We start from the raw sequence: 18217 nt of genomic DNA, 5'->3' as shown, positions 1-18217 counted from the left end.
CGAATCATATATGGCCCATATGCAAGCCGACGAGATCGGGCAAGGGGCAGCTTCTTCCGGGCTAGGCGTCTGAGCCGGACCTTCGCAGCAGGTAGACATCCATGATCCAGCCATGCTCCGCACGAAGCGCGGCGCGGCGACGCACGATCTGCGGGCCGATTTCCGCCAGGTCGCCCGCGATCAGGCATTGTTGCGGCATGCCGAGGTACGCGCCCCACCAGATCGACAGGCCCTCCGGCGGCAGCGCGGCGAAGGCGCAAGTGCCGTCGAGCATGACCACCAGCGTTTCCGCGTTGCCCGGCCATCCGCCGTCGCGCAGGCGCCGTCCCGTCGTGATCGTCACGGGCGCTCCCAGACCGTTCAGCGCAATGCCGTGAGCCGCCGTGAGGACCTGGATGCTGGTGATGCCCGGCACGACATGAACCCTCAGCGCCCGCCCCCCGCGCTGCAGCCGCTCCGCGATCCGCAGGGTGCTGTCGTATAGCGAGGGATCGCCCCAGACCAGCAGCGCCAGCGTGCCGCCTTCCGGCAGGTGCCGGTCGATCTGGCTCGCCCAGACCCCGGCAATGGCGGCGTGCCAGGCATCCACGGCTTCGAGGTAGGGCGGGGTTTCCGAACGGACGGGGAGATCGAACTCCACGACCCGCGTCTCTTCCGTCAGCACGCTGTCGCAGATCGACCAGCGCAGATCGAGCAGATCGGACTTCGCCTCGCCCTTGCGGGGCAGCAGGATCAGATCCGCCCCGTTCATCGCGCGGATGGCCGCAAGCGTCAGGTGGTTCGGGTTGCCGGTGCCGATGCCGATCAGGTGGATATCCACCGTGCCGGTCATGGCTCCAGCTCCCCGGCAAGGCCCGAGGAAGCGAATGGCGATTGCGCCGATTGCGGCCGGAAGCGGCGATCGTAGTCGGGGGCATAGAGGCTGCTTTCCGCCGCCACGCCCTCTTCCACGTCCAGAGCCCGTCCCACCAGGATGAGGGCGGTGCGCTCCATCGTTCCCGCCACGGCCTGCTCCACACCGTCCAGCCGCGCCCGCACGACTTTCTCGTCCGGCCAGCTCGCCCGCCAGACCACCGCCACCGGGCAATCCGCGCCGTAGTGGGGCACGAGATCCGCAACCACCGCGGCAAGGTTGTGGATCGAAAGGTGGATCGCCAGGGTGCTGCCGGTCGCGGCGAAGGCGGAAAGGCTTTCGCGCTCCGGCATCGCGCTGGCCCGGCCCGGTGTCCGCGTCAGCACCAGTGACTGCGCCAGACGCGGCACCGTCAACTCGGTCTCCAGCGCCGCCGCAGCGGCGGCGAAAGCCGGTACGCCCGGCGTCACGCTGATGGGGATGCCCAGCGCGCGAAGGCGGCGGATCTGCTCGCCCATGGCGGACCAGATCGAGAGGTCCCCGGAATGGAGACGGGCCACGTCATGCCCCTCGGCATGGGCCTGCACGATCTCCGCTAGGATCGCGTCGAGATCCAGGGACGCGGTGTTCACGATCCGCGCGCCGGGCGGGCAATGCTCCAGCACGGCGGCGGGCACCAGCGAGCCCGCATAGAGGCACACCGGGCTCGAAGCGATCAGGTCGCGGCCGCGCAAGGTCAGCAGGTCGGGCGCGCCCGGACCGGCGCCGATGAAGTGTACGGTCATGAACTGGCTCCCTGGGCCATGGCGCAAGTGGCCATGCGATCGGACGAGATATGGCGGGCCGTCAGCAGCCGGGCGCCGGGACCGGCCGCCGCCAGGGCCGAGGCTTCGGCGACGCTGCCGGTACGGCGAGCGGCAAGGCTGGCGGCGGACAGAGTCACCGTCGCCGCCGCTTCCAGCGCTTCGCCAGCGACGGGGACTGCCGGAACCTGTCGCTCCTGAGCAAGCAAGCGCAGGAGCGCGATCTTGTCGGCAGGCGCGGCCAGAACGTCCGGTTCGGCGCCATCCGCACAGGCCCGCGCCAGTGCGTCACGCACGGAGGAGAGGGATGCGCCTGCGCGAAATCCGAAGCCGGCCACGATCACAAGGTCACGCTCCATTGCACGACGGGATAGTGGGCCTTCCAGCCGCGCCGCGTGCCCAGCGGCGCGGCCTGCGCCAGTTCGATGCGCAGCAGCGTGCCGCCCACCTCGCCATGGACCGCGGCCAGCAGAGCCTCGCTTTCCAGCGTGACGGCATGGGCCACCAGCCGGGTGCCCGCCGGGAGATCGCAGAGCCGCTCCAGCAGCGGCGCGCCCAGCCCGCCGCCCACGAAGACGGCGTCCGGCAGGGGCTGGTTTTCCAGCACCTCGGGGGCGCGTCCTTCCACCACGCGCAGATGATCGACGCCGAGCGCCAGGGCATTGCCCCGCGCCCGCGCCGCGCGCTCGCGATCGACCTCGAAGCCCAGGGCCCGCATGTCGCGGTGGGCGAGCAGCCATTCTATCGCGATCGAGCCCGATCCCGTGCCGATGTCCCAAAGCATCTCGCCGGGCCGGGGCGCGAGCGCCGAAAGCGCCAGGGCGCGCAGCGGGCGCTTGCTGATCTGGCCGTCGTTCGCGAACCAGTCATCGCCGCGTCCGGACGTCCGGGGCAGGACGCGCCCTTCCCCCGCACAGAGGACGCCCACGGCGACGGGATGAGCCACGTCGGTCAGATCGAAGCCCTCGGCCGCCACCTGCCGGATCCGTTCGCGCGGGCCGCCCAGCGCTTCGAGCACCGTGAGCTGCGATGCCCCGAACCCTTCCGCCGCGAGATAATCGGCCAGTTCCGCGGCAGCCGCCCCCTCGCGCAGCAGCACCAGGGCCCGCTGCCCCGGCGCAAGGTGCGGACGCAACCGCGACAGCGGCGCCGCGTGGAGCCCCAGACACCGCGTCGCCTCGACCGGCCAGCCCAGCCGCGAGGCCGCGAGGGCGAAAGTCGAGGGCACCGGGTGCGCGGTCCATTCCCAGCGGTCGAGCGTCCGTGTCACCACCGAACCCGCGCCGAACCAGAACGGATCGCCGGAAGCCAGCATGACCACCTGCCGCCCCCGCAGCGCCAGCAGCGCGGCCAGCCCGCTCTCGAACGGCACTGGCCATGTCCGGCATTCCGCACTAAGCCCCGCCAGCAGGCCGAGGTGGCGGGCGGCGCCGGTCACCACTTCGGCCGCCGCAAGGGCGGCGCGGGCCGCCTCGCCGAGGCCGGACAGACCGTCCTCGCCGATACCGACGATCGTCAGCCAAGGCTTTTGGGGAGCTTCAGACATGACCCGCGTCCTCATTCTCGGCGGCACCACCGAGGCGAGCGCCCTCGCCGCGGCATTGGCCGAGCGCGAGATCGACACCGTGCTGAGCTATGCCGGACGGGTGGCCAGCCCGCGAAGCCAGCCGGTGCCGGTCCGCGTGGGCGGCTTCGGCGGCATTGCCGGGCTGGAGCGCTATCTGCGCGAAACCGCCGTCACCCATCTTGTCGATGCAACGCATCCCTTCGCGGCCACGATGAGCGCTCATGCCATTGCCGCTGCCAAGGCCGCCGGAATTGCGCTGGCGGCGCTGACGCGGGCGCCCTGGGCACCGCGCGGCGGGGATCGCTGGCATCAGGTCCCAGACCTCGCCGCCGCCGTCGCCAGCCTGGAGGGTCCGCCGCGCCGGGTGATGCTGGCGCTCGGCCGGATGCACGTCGAGGCTTTCGCGGCCCAGCCCCAGCACCACTATCTGCTGCGCTTCGTGGATGCCCCCACCGAAGCGCCGTCCCTGCCGCATCACGACCTCGTGATCGACCGCGGACCCTTCACGCCGGAGCGCGACACGGACTTGCTGCGTGCGCACCGGATCGACCTGCTGGTCTGCAAGAACGCGGGCGGCTCCGGCGCGTCGGCCAAGCTCGAAGCCGCGCGCGAACTGGGGCTTGCCGTGACGATGATAGACCGCCCCGCGATCCCGCCCCGCCGCGCGCTGGAACGGGTGGAGCAAGTGCTGGACTGGCTCGCTCATTCCGCCCACCGCGGCGTGTAGAGGACCGGACCGCGGTCTCGCGCCACCAGCCGGGTGCGGCTCGATCCGACGATGACCATGGTGCGCATGTCCGCCATCTCCGCCCGCGCCTCGGCCAGCGGCACGATGGTCAGGACTTCCTCGGGCGTGGAGACGGCGCGGGCGAAAAGGATCGGGCGCTCCGGCCCGCAAGCCTCGCGCAGGATCTCAAGGACGCGCGCGAAACCTTCCGGCCGCGCCTTCGAACGCGGGTTGTAGAAGGCCATGGCGAAGTCCGCTTCCGCCGCCAGCCGCAATCGGCGCTCGATCAATGCCCAGGGCTTGAGATTATCGGAAAGATTGATGGCGCAGAAGTCATGGCCCAGCGGCGCGCCCGCCCGCGCGCTCGCCGCCAGCATGGCGGTGATGCCCGGCAGGACCCGGATATCGAGTTCGCGCCAGTCGGCGGGGCCCTGCTCCCAAACCTCGAACACCGCCGCCGCCATGGCGAAGACGCCCGGATCCCCGGAGGAGACCACCACCACGCGCCGCCCCTCGGCCGCGAGCGAAAGCGCATGGGCAGCGCGCTCCAATTCGACGCGGTTGTCGCTGGCATGAAAGCGCAGGCCCACGCGCGGCGCCACCCGAGCGACATAAGGGCCGTAGCCGATCACGTCGGTGGCGGCATCCAGGGCCGCAGAAGCCTCGGGCGTGACGAGCGCCTCGTCGCCCGGCCCCAGCCCGGCGATGGCGAGCCAGCCGCTCATGGCCGGCGCCCCTGTCCGTGGATCAGCAGGATCGAGAAGTAGGGCGTCACGGCTTCCGCCTCGGCGAGCGGCGTCACCCGCTGCTCGGCCATCGCGGCATGTTCCACCAGCCAGGCCTCCCCCTCGCGCCCGGCAGCGATGACGGCGCGGCGCAGCTTGGCCAGATTGCGGCCGATCTTCATGACCACGAGCGCGTCGGTATCGCGAATGCGCCGCGCCAGATCTGCCTCGGGTAGCGTGGCGGTGAGGACAGTGAGGACATCGTCGCCCCAGGTCATCGGCGCGCCGCATGCCGTCCAGGCGCCCGACATTCCGGTGATCCCCGGCACGACGGCGACCGGCACCGGTGCCGGCCCTGCATGGCCCCCTGCTTCGGCCAGGCGGGTATAGAGGTGCATGAACGAGCCGTAGAAGAAGGGGTCGCCCTCGCAGAGCACCACGACATCCTCGCCCTCGCGGACAAGCTTCGCCAGTTGCTCGGTCCAGCTTGCGTAGAAGCGGGAAAGACAGGCGTTGTAGCGCGGGTCTCCCAGCGGAATCTCCGTGGTCACCGGATATTCCATCGCATGCTCGACGACATCGGCGCGGAGCATGCCCTCGACGATCCGCCGCGCCTGACCGGGCCGGCCGGCCTTGCGGAAGTAGGCGACATGCCTGGCTCCGCGCACCAATCGGTCGGCGCGAACGCTCAGCAGGTCCTGCGCGCCGGGGCCCAGTCCGACGCCGTGTACGGTTCCCACGCTCATTCCGCGCTGCTCGCGATGGCGTTGACCGCGGCCACGGTGATCGCGCTGCCGCCCAGCCTTCCTTCGACGATGCAGCAGGGCACCGGGCAGGCATCCCAGAGGGCGGCCTTGGACTCGGCCGCCCCCACGAAGCCCACCGGACAGCCAATGATCGCTGCCGGGCGCGGGCAATCGGGGTCCTCCAGCATGTCGAGCAAGTGGAACAGCGCGGTGGGCGCATTGCCGATGGCCACCACGGCCCCGCCAAGGTGCGGCCGCCAGAGTTCGAGCGCCGCCGCCGAGCGGGTATTCGCCATCGCCTGCGCCATTTGCGGGACTTGCGGATCCTGGAGCGTGCAGATCACCGCATTGTCCGCGGGAAGCCGGGCGCGGGTGATCCCTTCGCCCACCATGCGCGCATCGCACAGGATCGGCGCACCCGCCTCCAGCGCCGCCATCGCCGCGCGGGCGAATCCGGGCGAGAAGCGGATGTGCCGCGCCAGCTCCACCAGCCCCGAAGCGTGGATCATGCGGACCGCGATGCGCTCCTCGTCAGGGGGAAAGGCCGCGAGGTCCGCCTCGGCGCGGATCGTCGCAAACGACTGGCGATAGATGGCCGCGCCATCCTTTTCGTAGATATGCGCCATTCATGAGGCTCCGAAATGGGCAAGGACATGGTCGGGAGAAAGGCCGCCCCGCGTCGGCGGGTCGCCCGCGCGGCCACGGAGGGCGAGGTCGAAGGCGCCGTCGCGCCCGGTCAGGACCACGTCGCTCGGCCGTGCGCGCGCGCAGCCTTTCGCGCAGCCGGAAACGTGCAGGCGCCCGGACACATGCGGCGCCAACCGGCGCGCCAGTTCGCGCGTTTCGACCGTCGCCTGCGGGCATGCCGGCGCGCCCGGACAGGCATCGGCGCGCAGCAGCGGGTCGCCGGGATCGAGAATGAAGCCCTCCACCGGCTCTCGCACGTCGGATTCCGCCAGAAGCTGCCGCCAAGGCGTAACGCGAAGGGCCGCAGCGCCGGTCGCTGCCATCAGCCGCACCAGTGCCTCCCCCTCGATCCGCCCGAACGGCACCCCGTAGCCATGCGGCGCAGCGGCTCCGACGGCGGGACGGCTATCCCCCCGCGCCCATTGCGGAAGAGCGGCCGTGTGGCGCGAGGCCCGGCGGGCCGCGGCCCCGCCGGTCTCCACGAACCAGTGGGCCAGCGCGATCAGGCGGTCTGCGGCCTCTTCCGGCAGGATGGAAACCCCGCTCTCGCGCCCGTCGAGGCGGAGCAGCAGGCCGCCGGCTTCCGCGCGCTCGATGCGGAAATCCGCGGGGCTGTCCAGCAGTGTGGCGACGGGGCCGGCATCGACCGCGATGCCCATCTTTCCGGGCGATTCGGGCAACTCGCCCAGACGGCCCAGGAGTTCTTCCGCGATCCGCGCGGTATCGTCCCCGCGATCCCAGCCGGGTGCGACAAGCAGGTTGCGCCGCCCCTCCAGACCGGCGTCGGCATCGACCAGGCCCCGGTCGACCAGGGCGCGCAGCAAATCCTGCCAGCCCTGCTCGCGGACACCGCGGATCTGGAGATTGGCGCGATTGGTGATGTCTATCGCACCGCTGCCGAAACGGCGCGCCAGATCGGCAAGCACCGCGATCTCGGCCGCGGTCAGGCGCGCCAGCCGGGGCTTCACGCGCACGATCAGCCCGTCTCCGGCCATCATCGGACGCCAGGCATCCGGGCACCATCCGCGCAAGGCGAAGCCTGTCATCGGGACGCGCGTTTCATCCTGCCGCACGGCATCATCCTCTCGCGCGCAGCGACGATGACCGGGGCTTGCCGACGGGCGTCGGTCCGCACGCAACGACGGGCGGGCGCGATGAACGCCCGTCCTGCGCGCCGATGCAGCCCCAGCCGCACGGCTTCGTCGCTCACGCGGAGTACCGAGCCTTGGCCTATCCCTGGGCCAGGGCAAGAGCGACCGATGCGCCGGCAGGTCTCCTGGCTTGCGGGTCAAAGCGCGATGCTCGGCCTTCCCGGACCGTGGCGCCGGGCGCCCGCGATCCAGTGGCCGGCTTCCCGGGGGAAGCCACGGCATCTTGCTCACCGCTCACAGTTGCAGGGACAGCCGCGGATTTGAGGGACGAACCCTCTCACCGCGTTCCCTATTAAGCCTCGTTCGAGGCACCGGCGCGATCTTGCCCGCCGATCCTGACGGATTGGGCGGGCACCGGGGCGCTAACGCAGGAAATGCCGATCCGCAAGTCTCATGGAGCCACGTCCAAACAGGCACGCGCGCCGGCAGCGCGGTTAGAGCCCCCCGGTCAGCGGTAGCTCAGCTTCGGGAAGAAATCTCCGCGTCCCTCGGGCAGGAGGTCCAGCAAGCCCCAGACCGGGTCCAAAGCATCCAGCGAGCGATGGTGCTGGTCCGGCTCCTCCGGGGCGTAGAGCAGTTCGCCGCCCCAGAAATGCCGAACCTCGCCGCCATCCTTGCGGAAGACGTTGATCATCGGCTCGTCCCAGTCCTTGCCGTCCTCGTACCCGCGTTCCTGGCGCATGGCGGGGGTTACGCCGGCCGTGTTGCCGAAATAGTCCCGTGTGTAGCTGCTGCCTTCGGCCGATAGGAACCGGAGATGCGGCCAGCGGCGTTCACGCGCCCAGGCCACCAGACGGGCCAAAGGCGAACGGGCGACGACGTAGAACGCCGCAGCCTGCGGGACATGCCGTGCGGCCCCGTCCAGCCCGTCCAGCAGATGCGTGCAGCCGGTGCAGGGCTCGTCGCGCTCGGGACCGAACATGTAGCTGTAGAGGATCAGGCTGGGCTTCCCCGCGAACAGTTCCGACAGCCGCACCTGCTCCGGGCGCTGATGATCCCCGATGCGCTCGAAGACGTAGTCCTCCTTGATCGTCCCGCCGGGGGGCAGCGCCCGGCGCATCGCCGCAACCGTTTCCGTCTGGCGCCGCAGGTCCATTTCGGCATCGAGCAGTTCATTACGCGCGCGGCGGTATTCGGCGCTTTCGTTGGGAAAACTGAGATGTTCCATGATCGGGCTCCTCCCTCCGGTTGCTCCCCTGACGCTCGCAGCCTGAACGCCCGAACGAGGGCAAGAGTTCACGCAAAGCTGCGGCAAATCGCCGCCCCCTTCCGGCAACGCGGCAAGCCCCTGACGCAAGGCGATATTCCGACCCCGTGCTGTCATGATCCGGGGCTAGTCGCGCAAATGACCCACCCTGCCGCCCCGCCAGGAGGCGGGATCATGGCCGCAGCGCCGCGCTTCTGCACGGGGTACGCTGCCCGCGATCCCTGCCTTGAGCCCGGAGATTACCGCGATGAACCACCACCCGGCCGAAACCACCCTGTCCCGCCGCGGCATGCTCCTTGCCGGCGCTGGAGCAGGCGCCGCCACGCTTCTCGGCCAAGGCCCCGCACTGGCGGCGCCGCAGAATTCGGTCGCGCAAACTGGAGGCGCGCGCAAGAAGCCGCTGGTGATCGGCCACCGCGGCTGCTCGGCGCTGCGGCCCGAGCACACCCTGGCGTCCTACGCCAAGGCCATCGACCAGGGCGCGGACTTCGTGGAGCCGGATCTCGTCTCGACCAAGGACGGTGCCCTGATCGCCCGGCATGAGAACAACATCGCCGAAACTACCAATGTCGCGGACCATCCCGAATTCGCCCAGCGCCGCACGACCAAGGTGATCGACGGGGAAAAGGTCACCGGCTGGTTCACCGAGGACTTCACCCTCGCAGAGATCAAGACCCTGCGCGCAGTCGAACGGCTCGGTGCCATGCGCCCCGAAAGCAAGAGCTACGACGGCCAGTTCCAACTGCTCACGCTTGAGGAAATCGCGGACTTCGTGGCTGCGGAATCCGCCGCACGCGGCCGCAAGATCGGCCTCATTCCCGAGATCAAGCATTCCACCTATTTCGCCGGGATCGGCCTGCCGCAGGAACAGCGCTTCCTCGACCGCGTGGCCGCTAGCCATTATCTCTCGACCGCCCCGGTGATCGTCCAGAGCTTCGAGGTGGCCAATCTCAAGTGGCTGCGCCCGCGCATCGCCGCCTATCGCAGCCTGCAACTCCTGCAACTGACCGTGCCTCTGGACATGCACCCCGCCGATGTCGCCGCCTCCGGGGGCAGCCTCACGTTCAAGCAGATGCTCACGCCCGCCGGTCTGGCCGAAGTCAGGACTTATGCCGACTGGATCGCCCCCGTGCTCCAGGGGATCATCCCCTTCGGCGATGCCACCGGCAAGTCCGGCCCGCTGGGCAAGCCGAGCACGCTGGTGCGCGATGCCCATGCGGCCGGCCTGCTCGTCTCGACCTGGACGGTGCGGCCGGAAAACAGCTTCCTGCCCACGGACTTCCGCGGCCCGGGGGGCGATGCGGCGCGTCAGGACAAGGCCTGCATCGAATTCATGCGCCGCTTCATCGCGGCGGGTGTCGATTCCTTCTTCACCGACGATCCGGGCCTCGGACGTGCGGCCGTGGACGGCACGGCCTGAGGCAGCCCGCTTCGGCAACCCGCCCGCCCACACGAACCCGGATCGCCTGTCGCTTCGCTGCATGGTAGGATCCCGCGTTGCCGGGAGCCTCGCCATGACGATCACCATCACCGCTTTCGAAAACTCGCCCGACCGGGGGCGGGGCCTCGCGCGGGACATGCGGGTACGCTGGGCGCTGGAGGAACTGGGCCTGCCCTACCAAGTGCGGTTGCTTTCGTTCGAAGCGCTCAAGAGGCCCGAACATCTCGCGCACCAGCCCTTCGGGCAGATCCCCAGCCTGGAAGACGGCGATCTCGTGCTGTTCGAATCCGGCGCCATCGTCCTCCACCTCGCCGGCACACACCCCGGTCTCCTGCCCGAGGATGCCGATGCCCGTGCGCGGGCCGTCGCCTGGCTCTTCGCGGCGCTCAACACGGTGGAGCCACCCATCGTCGAATGCACCATGGCGATGATATTCGAGCGGGAGCAGCCCTGGTTCGCAGCGCGGCAACCGATGCTGGAAAAGCGCGTCCAGGCCCGCCTCCAGCAACTGACCGCCTCGCTTGGGAGCGCCGAATGGCTGGACGGTGCCTTCAGCGCGGGAGACCTGATGATGGTGACCGTGCTGCGCCGACTGGTCAGTTCCAACCTCCTCGACGCCTGGCCCCCACTGCTGGCCTATATCGCCCGCGCCGAAGCACGCCCCGCCTATCAACGCGCCTTCGCGGACCAGCGCGCGGTATTCGAGGCCGCATCCGGCACCCGGCCCGAAGCACCGGCCTGAACGCCTGCCCCTGACCGCGCCTGTCCGGCACCCCCGAACAAATACATATCGCCGGGTTCGGCTTGCGGAAGGTTTCGCCCGCTAGACCCGCGTGCGGTGCAGTCACGATCGAAACCGAAGGCGCTTGCCATGGACGCCACCCTGTTCTCCCCCCCCAGTGTCCCGGCATCGCCCGCCGAGCCTTCGTCGTGGTACATTTCGGCCATGGAGCGCCTCGTCGCCGCGGTGCAGGACTTGTCCCACGCGCGCGATCTGGACGCCGTCACCGCCATCGTCCGGGACGCCGCGCGCAACCTGACCGGAGCCGACGGCGCCACGTTCGTCCTGCGGGACGGCGACATGTGCTACTACGCGGAGGAGAACGCCATAGCGCCCTTGTGGAAGGGCCGCCGCTTCCCGATGAGCACATGTGTCAGCGGCTGGGTGATGATCAATGCACAGAGCGCGGTGATCGAGGATATCTACGCCGATCCGCGCGTCCCGGTCGAAGCCTATCGCCCCACGTTCGTGAAGAGCATGGCGATGGTGCCGATCCGCCGCACCTCGCCCATCGGCGCCATCGGCAACTACTGGTCGTCCCGCCGCGCGCCGACGGCGGAGGAACTGGCCATTCTCCAGGCCCTGGCCGACACCACCTCGGTCGCGCTGGAAAACGCCGAACTCTACACCCGCCTCCAGGGCATGGTGCATCGCCTCCAGGAACAGCAGCGGCGCATCAGCGAGCAACATGCCAGTCTGGGCGTCTTCACCCGCGCGCTGGCACACGATCTGCGGGAACCCGTGCGCACGCTGATGTCGTTTTCCGACCTCCTGCGCGAAACGCCCGAAGAGGAACCCGCAAGCGGCGACCGGCAGGCAACCTACTTGCGCTTCATCGGCGAATCCGCCGCGCGCATGGGCATGCTGATCGACTCGGTTTCCCAATATACCCGCCTCGACGTTCAGAACGAACCCGAGCGGCTGACCTGCAACCTGGCGGACATCGTCGAGGACGTGCGCCAGAACCTGGCCCGCATCATCGCCGAACGCGGTACCGTGCTGACCCATGCCGCCCTGCCCGATCTCGTTGCCGACCCGGTGCAGCTACGGCAATTGCTCCAGAACCTGATCGCCAATGCCATTCTTCACAACGAAGGTCCGGTAACGGTGACGATCGCGCACGATATCGTCGATGGACGCGACCGTTTCAGCGTCTCCGACAATGGCGTCGGCATTCGGCCGAGCGAGATCGACCAGGTGTTCCAGCCGTTCCGCCGGCTGGTTCACAGCAACGAATCCTCCGGGCTCGGGCTCGCCATCTGCCGGCGCATCGTCGCTCTCTATGGCGGCGAAATCGGCTGCTCGGCCACGCGCGGGAATGGCGCGACTTTCCACTTCACCCTGCCAGATGCCCAGCTTGATACCCCCTGCGATCTGGAGGGCAGGCCGGAATCCATCGCCAATGTGCTGATCGTGGACGACCGGGAGGCAGACCTCGAACTGACCGAACTCGCGCTGTTCAAGCGGCCCCGGCTACGCTGCAACTTGCGCAGCGCCCGCGACGGCCGCGAGGCCCATCGCCTGCTCGCTGCGCCGGGCACGGACATCGACCTGATCCTGCTGGACATCAACATGCCCGATGTCGACGGGTTCAGGTTGCTGGAGCAGATCCGGGAAGACGAGCGATTGAGGGACATGCTGGTCATCATGTGCAGCGGCTCTGACTATGGGCCGGACCAGCGGCGCTCGGTCGAACTCGGCGCGGCAGGATATCTGCTCAAGCCGCCCCGTTTCTCAAGCTTCCGGGACATCGTCGCCGGCCAGCCGGGGCTTCGTCTGATCGAAGATGAGAGCGGCCTGACCCTGCTCCGCGCCTGCGCCTGAATTTTTCGCCTATAATAGGAAAAAGGGCGCGCGGGGCGAGACAGCCGCTGTCCCAGGGTAGCGAAGATATTTCCGGCACCCGACTGTCTGGTTGCGATTTGTTGACGAAAGCAGGTTAATGCAATCGCTTCGAAGGACCCAGAAAGTCGGGGACCAAGTAGGGATCGCGAATGCTTAACGGCCAGAAATTAGCGGGTCACCGGGGGGTGGCAGCGATCGTTGGTCTTCTTGGGCTGACGCTTGGCGGTTCGGCGGCACTTTTCGTGACCTCGCAGTCCATGGACCGAATCGCGGCGAACCGACAGCAGCAGCAAGTCGAAAAGACCATCGCGCGCACGCTTTCCGGTGCTGCAGCCCAGGCCGCGGCCACCAGCGCCCGCATGGAACCTGCGCAGCGAATCGCAGCGCTCGGCCCGGACGAAGCCGCCAACTGGCTGGACAATGAGCTGGGACGGCCCACCGTCAGCGCTGAAACCACCCGGACCGTGGCCATCCTCACCCGCTCCGGCGCGATCTACGGCTATACCCGCGGTGGCCGGGCCGACGAGGCCGATCTGGAGGAAATCCAGGACACCGCCAAGGATCTCGCCAGCTCGCTCCACGCGTCGCCTGCCTCGGAAGGAACAGCCGCCAAGGCAGCGCCGGATGCCAAGGCCGATCTCGCCTCGATTCGCGGCGTTCCCGTCGTCGTCGCCGCGTCCCGCATTCCCGCCGCGGGAGAGCCCTTGTCGCTGGTGACCATCACATACCTCGACGATCCCCTGCTCAATCGCTGGTCCAGCACGCTGATGCTGGATGGGTTCACGGCCCTTGGCCCGCGCACCGCTGCGCCGTCCAACATGCGAAGCGTCCAGCTGTCAGCCTCGGACGGCACCTCGCTGGGCCGCCTTGCATGGCGGCCGGCCATGCCGGGGGAAGCGATCCGCGAATACGTTATCCCGGCCACCCTGGCGATCGGCGCAGCCGTGCTCGGCCTGTTCCTCATGGTGGCCTATCGTGCCAGCAACCTGAAGGACGAAGCCGAAACGAACTCGCAGCGCGCGCGCTATCTCGAACTTTTCGACCCCATCACCGGGCTGGTGAACCGCACCACTTTCATCAAGCAGCTTGAGCAGATCGCCGGTTCTCAGGCCTGCCAGCTCATCCTGCTGGACATCGACGATTTCAGCGCCATCAACGAAGAACTGGGCCATCGCGCCGGGGATCAAGTCATCCTCGACTTCGGCAAGCAGTTGCTCAAGGAATTCCAGGGTTCCCAGTGCCTCGTCTCGCGGCTCGACGGGGATGAGTTCGCCGTGCTGATCGTCGGCAATTCGGACATCTTCACCCTCGGCCCCCGTGCCACCGGCATCGCCGTCACGCGCGAAACGCGGGACGGAACAACCGTCGCCGTCACGATCTCTGCCGGCATCGCCGCTGCTCCAGAACATGGCCATACCGCCAGCGACCTGATGCGCCATGCCGACATCGCCCTGGGCGCTGCCAAGACGGCGGGACCGGAACGCCACGTCGTCTACGATCCCGCACTCGGCGAGGCCTTCAAGAGCCGCAAGGGCCTTGAAGCGCGGATGAAGAAGGCCATCGAGGACGAAGGTTTCGAGCTGTTCTACCAGCCGATCATCAGCCTGCGCACCATGAAGCCAGCCGGGGTGGAGGCACTGTTGCGGCTGAAGCGCGGCGCCAAGGACACGCCCGCCGTTTTCGTCCCCGTGATCGAAAAGCTCGGCCTCATGCCGCAACTCGGCGCGTGGATCATCCAGCAAGCCTTCCGCGACAGCCGCCGCTGGCCGGACCTGCGCACCTCGATCAATCTCTCCCCGCTCCAGCTCGAGAATCCGGCGCTGCTTGACCAGATCGACTTCAACCGCGCCCGGTTCGACGTTTCCCCGAAATCGATCGGATTCGAAATCACCGAAGGCGTCCTCCTGAACAAGTCGCCCACCGTTCACGACAACCTCCAGGGTCTGCGTGATCGTGGTTACGTAATCGCCCTCGATGACTTCGGCACAGGATACTCATCGCTCAGCTACCTCTCCGAATTCGAAATTCACCGACTGAAACTGGACCAGAGCTTCGTTCGCGGCGGCCGCCTGATCGAGATGCGCAGCGCCACGCTGATCCAAGGCGTGATCGACATCTGCCATAAGCTGAACATCGACGTTGTCGCAGAGGGCATCGAGGAAATTGCCGAAGCCGCTACCCTGCGCCAATGGGGATGCGATTTCGCCCAGGGCTACCAGTTCGGCAAGCCCGCCCCCGCCAGGATCGCCGCGCAAAACCTCATCACCCTCCAGAACAACGCCGCTGCCATCGTCGATTACCGCACGGGCGAGCCGATCCTGGGCGTGCTCTAACTGAAACCGGGCATCAGATTGTTGGCCTCCTCGCTTCGCCTTCTCCTTGTTTGATCCTCCTTACGACAGAGCCACAGAGGCTGCTCGTCGCTGGCTCTCAATGCCAAAACGGCTGAGCAATCGCAGTACGCAAAAGTCACTATCGCCGCTGGCCTCGCAGCTTTGGCAATTCCCGCAATCACGAATATCGCGCCCGAAGTGGATCAGAAGTGCAGATGACATTTTCATCAGACCACAACCCGCGCCGGACTTAGCGTCAAGGAACTTGGGCGTAGCGGCAGCTAAGATTGACATGTACCGTCACTTCCGCACCCACAGCGCAGACACACAATGCTCACATAAGTCATAAGGCTCCAGCACCGAAAAGAAACTGATAACGAACCAGTCTTCCTCGGCCCGATCACGCACGAACACTGCCAAAATCGCCGCGAGCATGTTCGCTCGCTGTCACCTACGATGCGGCTGCAAATTCACGGCCAGCGCAAGCGTGTTCATTCTTTCAATAAGACCCCTTCGCCGCCAGAACCGCTGGCAACGTCTTGGCCATCAACCACAAGTCGAACGCCACACTTTTCCTGCCCACGTAAGCCACATCCATGGTGACGCGTTGCTGATAGGAAGTGTCGCTTCTGCCGCTGGTTTGCCAAATGCCCGTAAGACCGGGCCTGACACGGCAATAATGCTCGAAATAGAACCCGTATTTCTGGACTTCCTGCTCGACGATCGGCCTGGGTCCCACCAGGCTCATTTCACCCGACAGAACATTGAGTAATTGCGGAAATTCATCGAGACTCAACTTCCGCATTACCGCCCCTAATGGCGTGACTCGCGGATCGGACCGCAGTTTGCGGGTAGCATCCCATTCTGTCCTGGCCGCAGGCGACGCCTTGAGATGAGCGGCCAGAATGGCATCGCCATCGAGCTTCATCGTGCGGAACTTCAGACACTGAAAATAGCGCCCCCTGTGACCGATCCGGTTATGCCGATAGAATACCGGCCCCGGATCGCCGACAAAAACCATCACCGAGAGCACGGCTAGAAAAGGTAGCATAAAAGCAAGAATAAGAAGCGAAATCGTCAAATCAAAGACGCGCCAGGCCGCATACTCTGCGACTGATATCGCTCTAGGCTGCTCGTTCCGAATAGCGCTGGAAAAATTCGATCTTGCCTGCAAAGGAAACCTTGCAAGCATGGCAATATCTGTCGCGTGGTAATTCCCCATGATGCTTCCCCGCCGGAGCACGTCAGTGCCCCTAGTTCTTCGTTAACGCGGAGCTATCATCTCCGCCTTCGCGGTTGCAACATAAGATGCCTCCATTTTGGAAATCCATCACAGTATTCTATCCATTATTATCAGTATAATACTTACGTATTTTGACTGAGAATAATTGAGCAAGCCTCGATCGATGACAGACACATCGACAATGGACGCAAATCGCCACGACCCGATGGATATTGGAAATGGCAGCCCCATTTGCGGGTGCGGACCGGGTCTGGTGCGGTGTCCCACCAAGATCCGACCAATATTTTCATCCGCAGCGGCGGCATCTTTGAAACAAAAATCCGACGAACCCTGATAATCCTGCGCAAACTTACATATGCGCGTGTCTGGCCGAGGCATCGACGCGACCAGCAACTGGAGTTCGCACAGCTTGTCTTCCGTTCCGAAAGTCGATCTCCAGACCATTACATTAGACTACGCAACCGCCACGGCGCGGGCGCCTTCTATCGCCCGCTCCAAAGGCAAGGGCGAGGCGGACGGGTACGCGATCGATTCTGCGGAGCACCGCCCCTCAAACCACTCCACCGCAGGCTATTCGATCCGATGACCACCGCGGTGCTAACCACGCAAACCTTGCGCGATGTTCGCAAGCGCGGCGGGATGGCGCTGTTCGCCTTCGTGGCCCGTGCGCTCGAACAGGTTTCGACGCTAGTCATGACACTCCTGGCAGCTCGTTTCCTGCTCCCGGCAGAGTTCGGCATTTTCAGTCTCGCGAACGTCTTCGTGATACTGGTGCAAACACTGATATACACCGGGATATTTCAGTTCATCCTGACAGCGAAAGGCGATGAAGACCTTATAGTATCGACTAGCTTCTGGCTGATACTCATGCTTGTCGGCGGGGCATCCGCCCTCCTGGCGGCAGCCGCGTACCCTTTGCAATGGGTATTCGCCACCCCCGAACTCGGGTTGGTGCTGCTTCTGCTGGCCCTGGCCCAGCCGGTCGCAGCGCTTGTCGCCTGGTCGTCCGCTACGATGCTCAGGCGCAAGCACCTGGCGCGCAACTTCCGCTTCGTGTTCCTGGAGAACCTTGTAGCGCTAGTCAGCGGTGCGGTCTTGTTGTGGTCCTGGCATTCCCTTTATGCACTGGTCGCTGCCCGCTATGCGCGTATCGCGTTCGGGGCGGCGCTCTTCATTCTGGGGGGGAGGACCTGGCCCCGGCTGACTTTCAGCAGGCCCTTGGCAAGAAGGGCCGCGATTTTCTCTAGCAATCTCTATGGCTCGCGCCTTCTTGCATTCCTTTCCCGCTATGCGGCCGACGTGCTTCTGGGGCTGTTTCATTCCCCCACGGATGTCGGTCTCTACCGCTTCGGTAACCGGATCGCGACCGGGGCAACGGATGTCCTGAGTCAACCAATGAGCAACTTCGCCTCTACCCAGTTCGGCAGTGCCGCCCGGCAAGACCTGGACCTCGCACCGCCGCTCGCACGGCTGTCCGGCACGGTCGCATTGCTGACCGGCATGGTCGGGGCGGTCATCATCGTATTCGCGAGCGACGCCGTTTCGGCGCTGTTTCAACCGTCCTACCTCGCGGCCATGGTCGTCACTTATGCCATGGGACTGCGCGGAGTGGCGGGCGTAGGGCAGATCCTGGTCGAACCGGCCTTCGCAGCTCTAGACCGGACATCATGGGTCATGGCCTACAACCTCGTCACGGCCGTTGCCTCCATCGCTGCCGTCGTTGCCGCTGCGCCGTTCGGGATCGAGGTGCTGGCCTGGACACAAGCCGCCGTTGTCTTTCTGAGCACGCTCTGGGCGTTCCACCTGATCCGTTGGAAGGGCGGTATTCGCGTCAGCGAAGCCGTTTGGAATTTCGCAATGGCCTGTCTTCTGGCCCTCGCATTCGGGATCGTCCTTCATGCGATGAGGCAGAGCGGGTTCGTCACCGACACGCACGGCGCAGGCATCAGGCTCGCCCTTCATCTCGCGGTTTCGGGGCTGCTGGCCCTCGTCGTGCTCCTGATCGCGGCGCGCCTCCGCGTCTTCAGCCTTGAGGCCTTTTCCGGATGAGCGAGACAATAGCGATGAAGAGAACTTTCGTTGCCCATACCGTGCACGCGGCCGCTCTG

At 66.6% G+C, this 18217-nt stretch carries 16 protein-coding genes and 1 riboswitch; of the genes, 6 read left to right on the top strand and 10 right to left on the bottom strand.

Features of this window, described 5'->3' with window-relative positions:
• Positions 1-61 precede the first annotated feature (61 nt).
• The 4 genes from cobF to cbiE are packed head-to-tail and all read right to left on the bottom strand — an operon-like array spanning position 62 to position 3202.
• A complete protein-coding gene (gene cobF / locus EDF57_RS07275; protein WP_134093662.1) occupies positions 62-832 on the bottom strand; it encodes a precorrin-6A synthase (deacetylating) in 771 nt (256 codons plus the stop codon).
• On the bottom strand, positions 829-1638 hold the full coding sequence (gene cobM, locus EDF57_RS07270) for a precorrin-4 C(11)-methyltransferase (RefSeq protein WP_134093661.1): 810 nt from the start codon (positions 1636-1638) through the stop codon (positions 829-831). The genes cobF and cobM overlap by 4 nt, the downstream gene beginning before the upstream one ends.
• Positions 1635-2015, bottom strand: a complete 381-nt coding sequence (locus EDF57_RS07265) for a cobalamin biosynthesis protein (RefSeq protein ID WP_243840938.1) — start codon at positions 2013-2015, stop codon at positions 1635-1637. Before EDF57_RS07265 ends, cobM begins: the two co-directional genes overlap by 4 nt.
• Positions 1997-3202 (bottom strand): precorrin-6y C5,15-methyltransferase (decarboxylating) subunit CbiE, encoded by a 1206-nt coding sequence (gene cbiE, locus EDF57_RS07260; RefSeq protein WP_134093660.1) that lies wholly within the window; start codon positions 3200-3202, stop codon positions 1997-1999. The genes EDF57_RS07265 and cbiE overlap by 19 nt, the downstream gene beginning before the upstream one ends.
• Between cbiE and EDF57_RS07255 the strand changes: the two genes are divergently transcribed.
• Positions 3201-3950 (top strand): cobalt-precorrin-6A reductase, encoded by a 750-nt coding sequence (locus EDF57_RS07255; RefSeq protein WP_134093659.1) that lies wholly within the window; start codon positions 3201-3203, stop codon positions 3948-3950. The genes cbiE and EDF57_RS07255 overlap by 2 nt on opposite strands.
• Here EDF57_RS07255 and cobJ read toward each other — a convergent pair.
• From cobJ to EDF57_RS07230, 5 genes are all read right to left on the bottom strand, one after another.
• A complete protein-coding gene (gene cobJ, locus EDF57_RS07250; RefSeq protein WP_134093658.1) occupies positions 3926-4675 on the bottom strand; it encodes a precorrin-3B C(17)-methyltransferase in 750 nt (249 codons plus the stop codon). The genes EDF57_RS07255 and cobJ overlap by 25 nt on opposite strands.
• Positions 4672-5421: a precorrin-2 C(20)-methyltransferase gene (gene cobI, locus EDF57_RS07245; RefSeq protein ID WP_134093657.1), complete on the bottom strand. Its 750-nt coding sequence runs from the start codon at positions 5419-5421 to the stop codon at positions 4672-4674. Before cobI ends, cobJ begins: the two co-directional genes overlap by 4 nt.
• A complete protein-coding gene (locus EDF57_RS07240; protein ID WP_134093656.1) occupies positions 5418-6047 on the bottom strand; it encodes a precorrin-8X methylmutase in 630 nt (209 codons plus the stop codon). The genes cobI and EDF57_RS07240 overlap by 4 nt, the downstream gene beginning before the upstream one ends.
• Positions 6048-7181 carry a cobalamin biosynthesis protein CobG gene (locus EDF57_RS07235; protein ID WP_347876946.1) on the bottom strand — a complete coding sequence of 378 codons (1134 nt, stop codon included), beginning with the start codon at positions 7179-7181 and terminating at the stop codon, positions 6048-6050.
• 175 nt (positions 7182-7356) lie between these two features.
• Positions 7357-7590: riboswitch (cobalamin riboswitch) on the bottom strand.
• A gap of 117 nt (positions 7591-7707) precedes the next feature.
• Positions 7708-8427, bottom strand: coding sequence for a DUF899 family protein (locus EDF57_RS07230; protein WP_134093655.1), 720 nt, complete (start codon positions 8425-8427; stop codon positions 7708-7710).
• Positions 8428-8713: 286 nt separating this feature from the next.
• Between EDF57_RS07230 and EDF57_RS07225 the strand changes: the two genes are divergently transcribed.
• The 4 genes from EDF57_RS07225 (at position 8714) to EDF57_RS07210 (ending at position 14866) form a co-directional block, all read left to right on the top strand.
• Positions 8714-9886 (top strand): glycerophosphodiester phosphodiesterase, encoded by a 1173-nt coding sequence (locus EDF57_RS07225; protein WP_134093654.1) that lies wholly within the window; start codon positions 8714-8716, stop codon positions 9884-9886.
• A gap of 94 nt (positions 9887-9980) precedes the next feature.
• Complete coding sequence (locus EDF57_RS07220; RefSeq protein WP_134093653.1) at positions 9981-10649, top strand: glutathione S-transferase family protein; 669 nt, start codon at positions 9981-9983, stop codon at positions 10647-10649.
• 129 nt (positions 10650-10778) lie between these two features.
• Complete coding sequence (locus EDF57_RS07215; protein ID WP_134093652.1) at positions 10779-12512, top strand: ATP-binding protein; 1734 nt, start codon at positions 10779-10781, stop codon at positions 12510-12512.
• Between the two features lie 206 nt (positions 12513-12718).
• Complete coding sequence (locus EDF57_RS07210) at positions 12719-14866, top strand: bifunctional diguanylate cyclase/phosphodiesterase (RefSeq protein WP_166675197.1); 2148 nt, start codon at positions 12719-12721, stop codon at positions 14864-14866.
• A gap of 499 nt (positions 14867-15365) precedes the next feature.
• Here the strand turns inward: EDF57_RS07210 and EDF57_RS07205 are convergent, their stop codons facing one another.
• Positions 15366-16088, bottom strand: coding sequence for a sugar transferase (locus tag EDF57_RS07205; RefSeq protein ID WP_243840937.1), 723 nt, complete (start codon positions 16086-16088; stop codon positions 15366-15368).
• Positions 16089-16691: 603 nt separating this feature from the next.
• On the opposite strand from EDF57_RS07205, the gene EDF57_RS07200 reads away from it, so the two are divergent.
• On the top strand, positions 16692-18158 hold the full coding sequence (locus tag EDF57_RS07200) for an oligosaccharide flippase family protein (protein WP_134093650.1): 1467 nt from the start codon (positions 16692-16694) through the stop codon (positions 18156-18158).
• The last annotated feature ends 59 nt before the right edge of the window (positions 18159-18217 follow it).

The sequence above is a fragment of the Novosphingobium sp. PhB55 genome (genome assembly GCF_004368805.1).
GTDB lineage: Bacteria > Pseudomonadota > Alphaproteobacteria > Sphingomonadales > Sphingomonadaceae > Novosphingobium.
This window is presented reverse-complemented; position numbering and strand designations above follow the sequence as displayed.

Bases quoted from the DNA above. Each gene is read 5' to 3' on its own strand.
- cobF (WP_134093662.1), bottom strand. From the start codon at position 832: ATGACCGGCACGGTGGATATCCACCTGATCGGCATCGGCACCGGCAAC.
- cobM (WP_134093661.1), bottom strand. From the start codon at position 1,638: ATGACCGTACACTTCATCGGCGCCGGTCCGGGCGCGCCCGACCTGCTG.
- EDF57_RS07265 (WP_243840938.1), bottom strand. From the start codon at position 2,015: ATGGAGCGTGACCTTGTGATCGTGGCCGGCTTCGGATTTCGCGCAGGC.
- EDF57_RS07255 (WP_134093659.1), top strand. From the start codon at position 3,201: ATGACCCGCGTCCTCATTCTCGGCGGCACCACCGAGGCGAGCGCCCTC.
- cbiE (WP_134093660.1), bottom strand. From the start codon at position 3,202: ATGTCTGAAGCTCCCCAAAAGCCTTGGCTGACGATCGTCGGTATCGGC.
- cobJ (WP_134093658.1), bottom strand. From the start codon at position 4,675: ATGAGCGGCTGGCTCGCCATCGCCGGGCTGGGGCCGGGCGACGAGGCG.
- cobI (WP_134093657.1), bottom strand. From the start codon at position 5,421: ATGAGCGTGGGAACCGTACACGGCGTCGGACTGGGCCCCGGCGCGCAG.
- EDF57_RS07240 (WP_134093656.1), bottom strand. From the start codon at position 6,047: ATGGCGCATATCTACGAAAAGGATGGCGCGGCCATCTATCGCCAGTCG.
- EDF57_RS07230 (WP_134093655.1), bottom strand. From the start codon at position 8,427: ATGGAACATCTCAGTTTTCCCAACGAAAGCGCCGAATACCGCCGCGCG.
- EDF57_RS07225 (WP_134093654.1), top strand. From the start codon at position 8,714: ATGAACCACCACCCGGCCGAAACCACCCTGTCCCGCCGCGGCATGCTC.
- EDF57_RS07220 (WP_134093653.1), top strand. From the start codon at position 9,981: ATGACGATCACCATCACCGCTTTCGAAAACTCGCCCGACCGGGGGCGG.
- EDF57_RS07215 (WP_134093652.1), top strand. From the start codon at position 10,779: ATGGACGCCACCCTGTTCTCCCCCCCCAGTGTCCCGGCATCGCCCGCC.
- EDF57_RS07205 (WP_243840937.1), bottom strand. From the start codon at position 16,088: ATGGGGAATTACCACGCGACAGATATTGCCATGCTTGCAAGGTTTCCT.
- EDF57_RS07200 (WP_134093650.1), top strand. From the start codon at position 16,692: ATGACCACCGCGGTGCTAACCACGCAAACCTTGCGCGATGTTCGCAAG.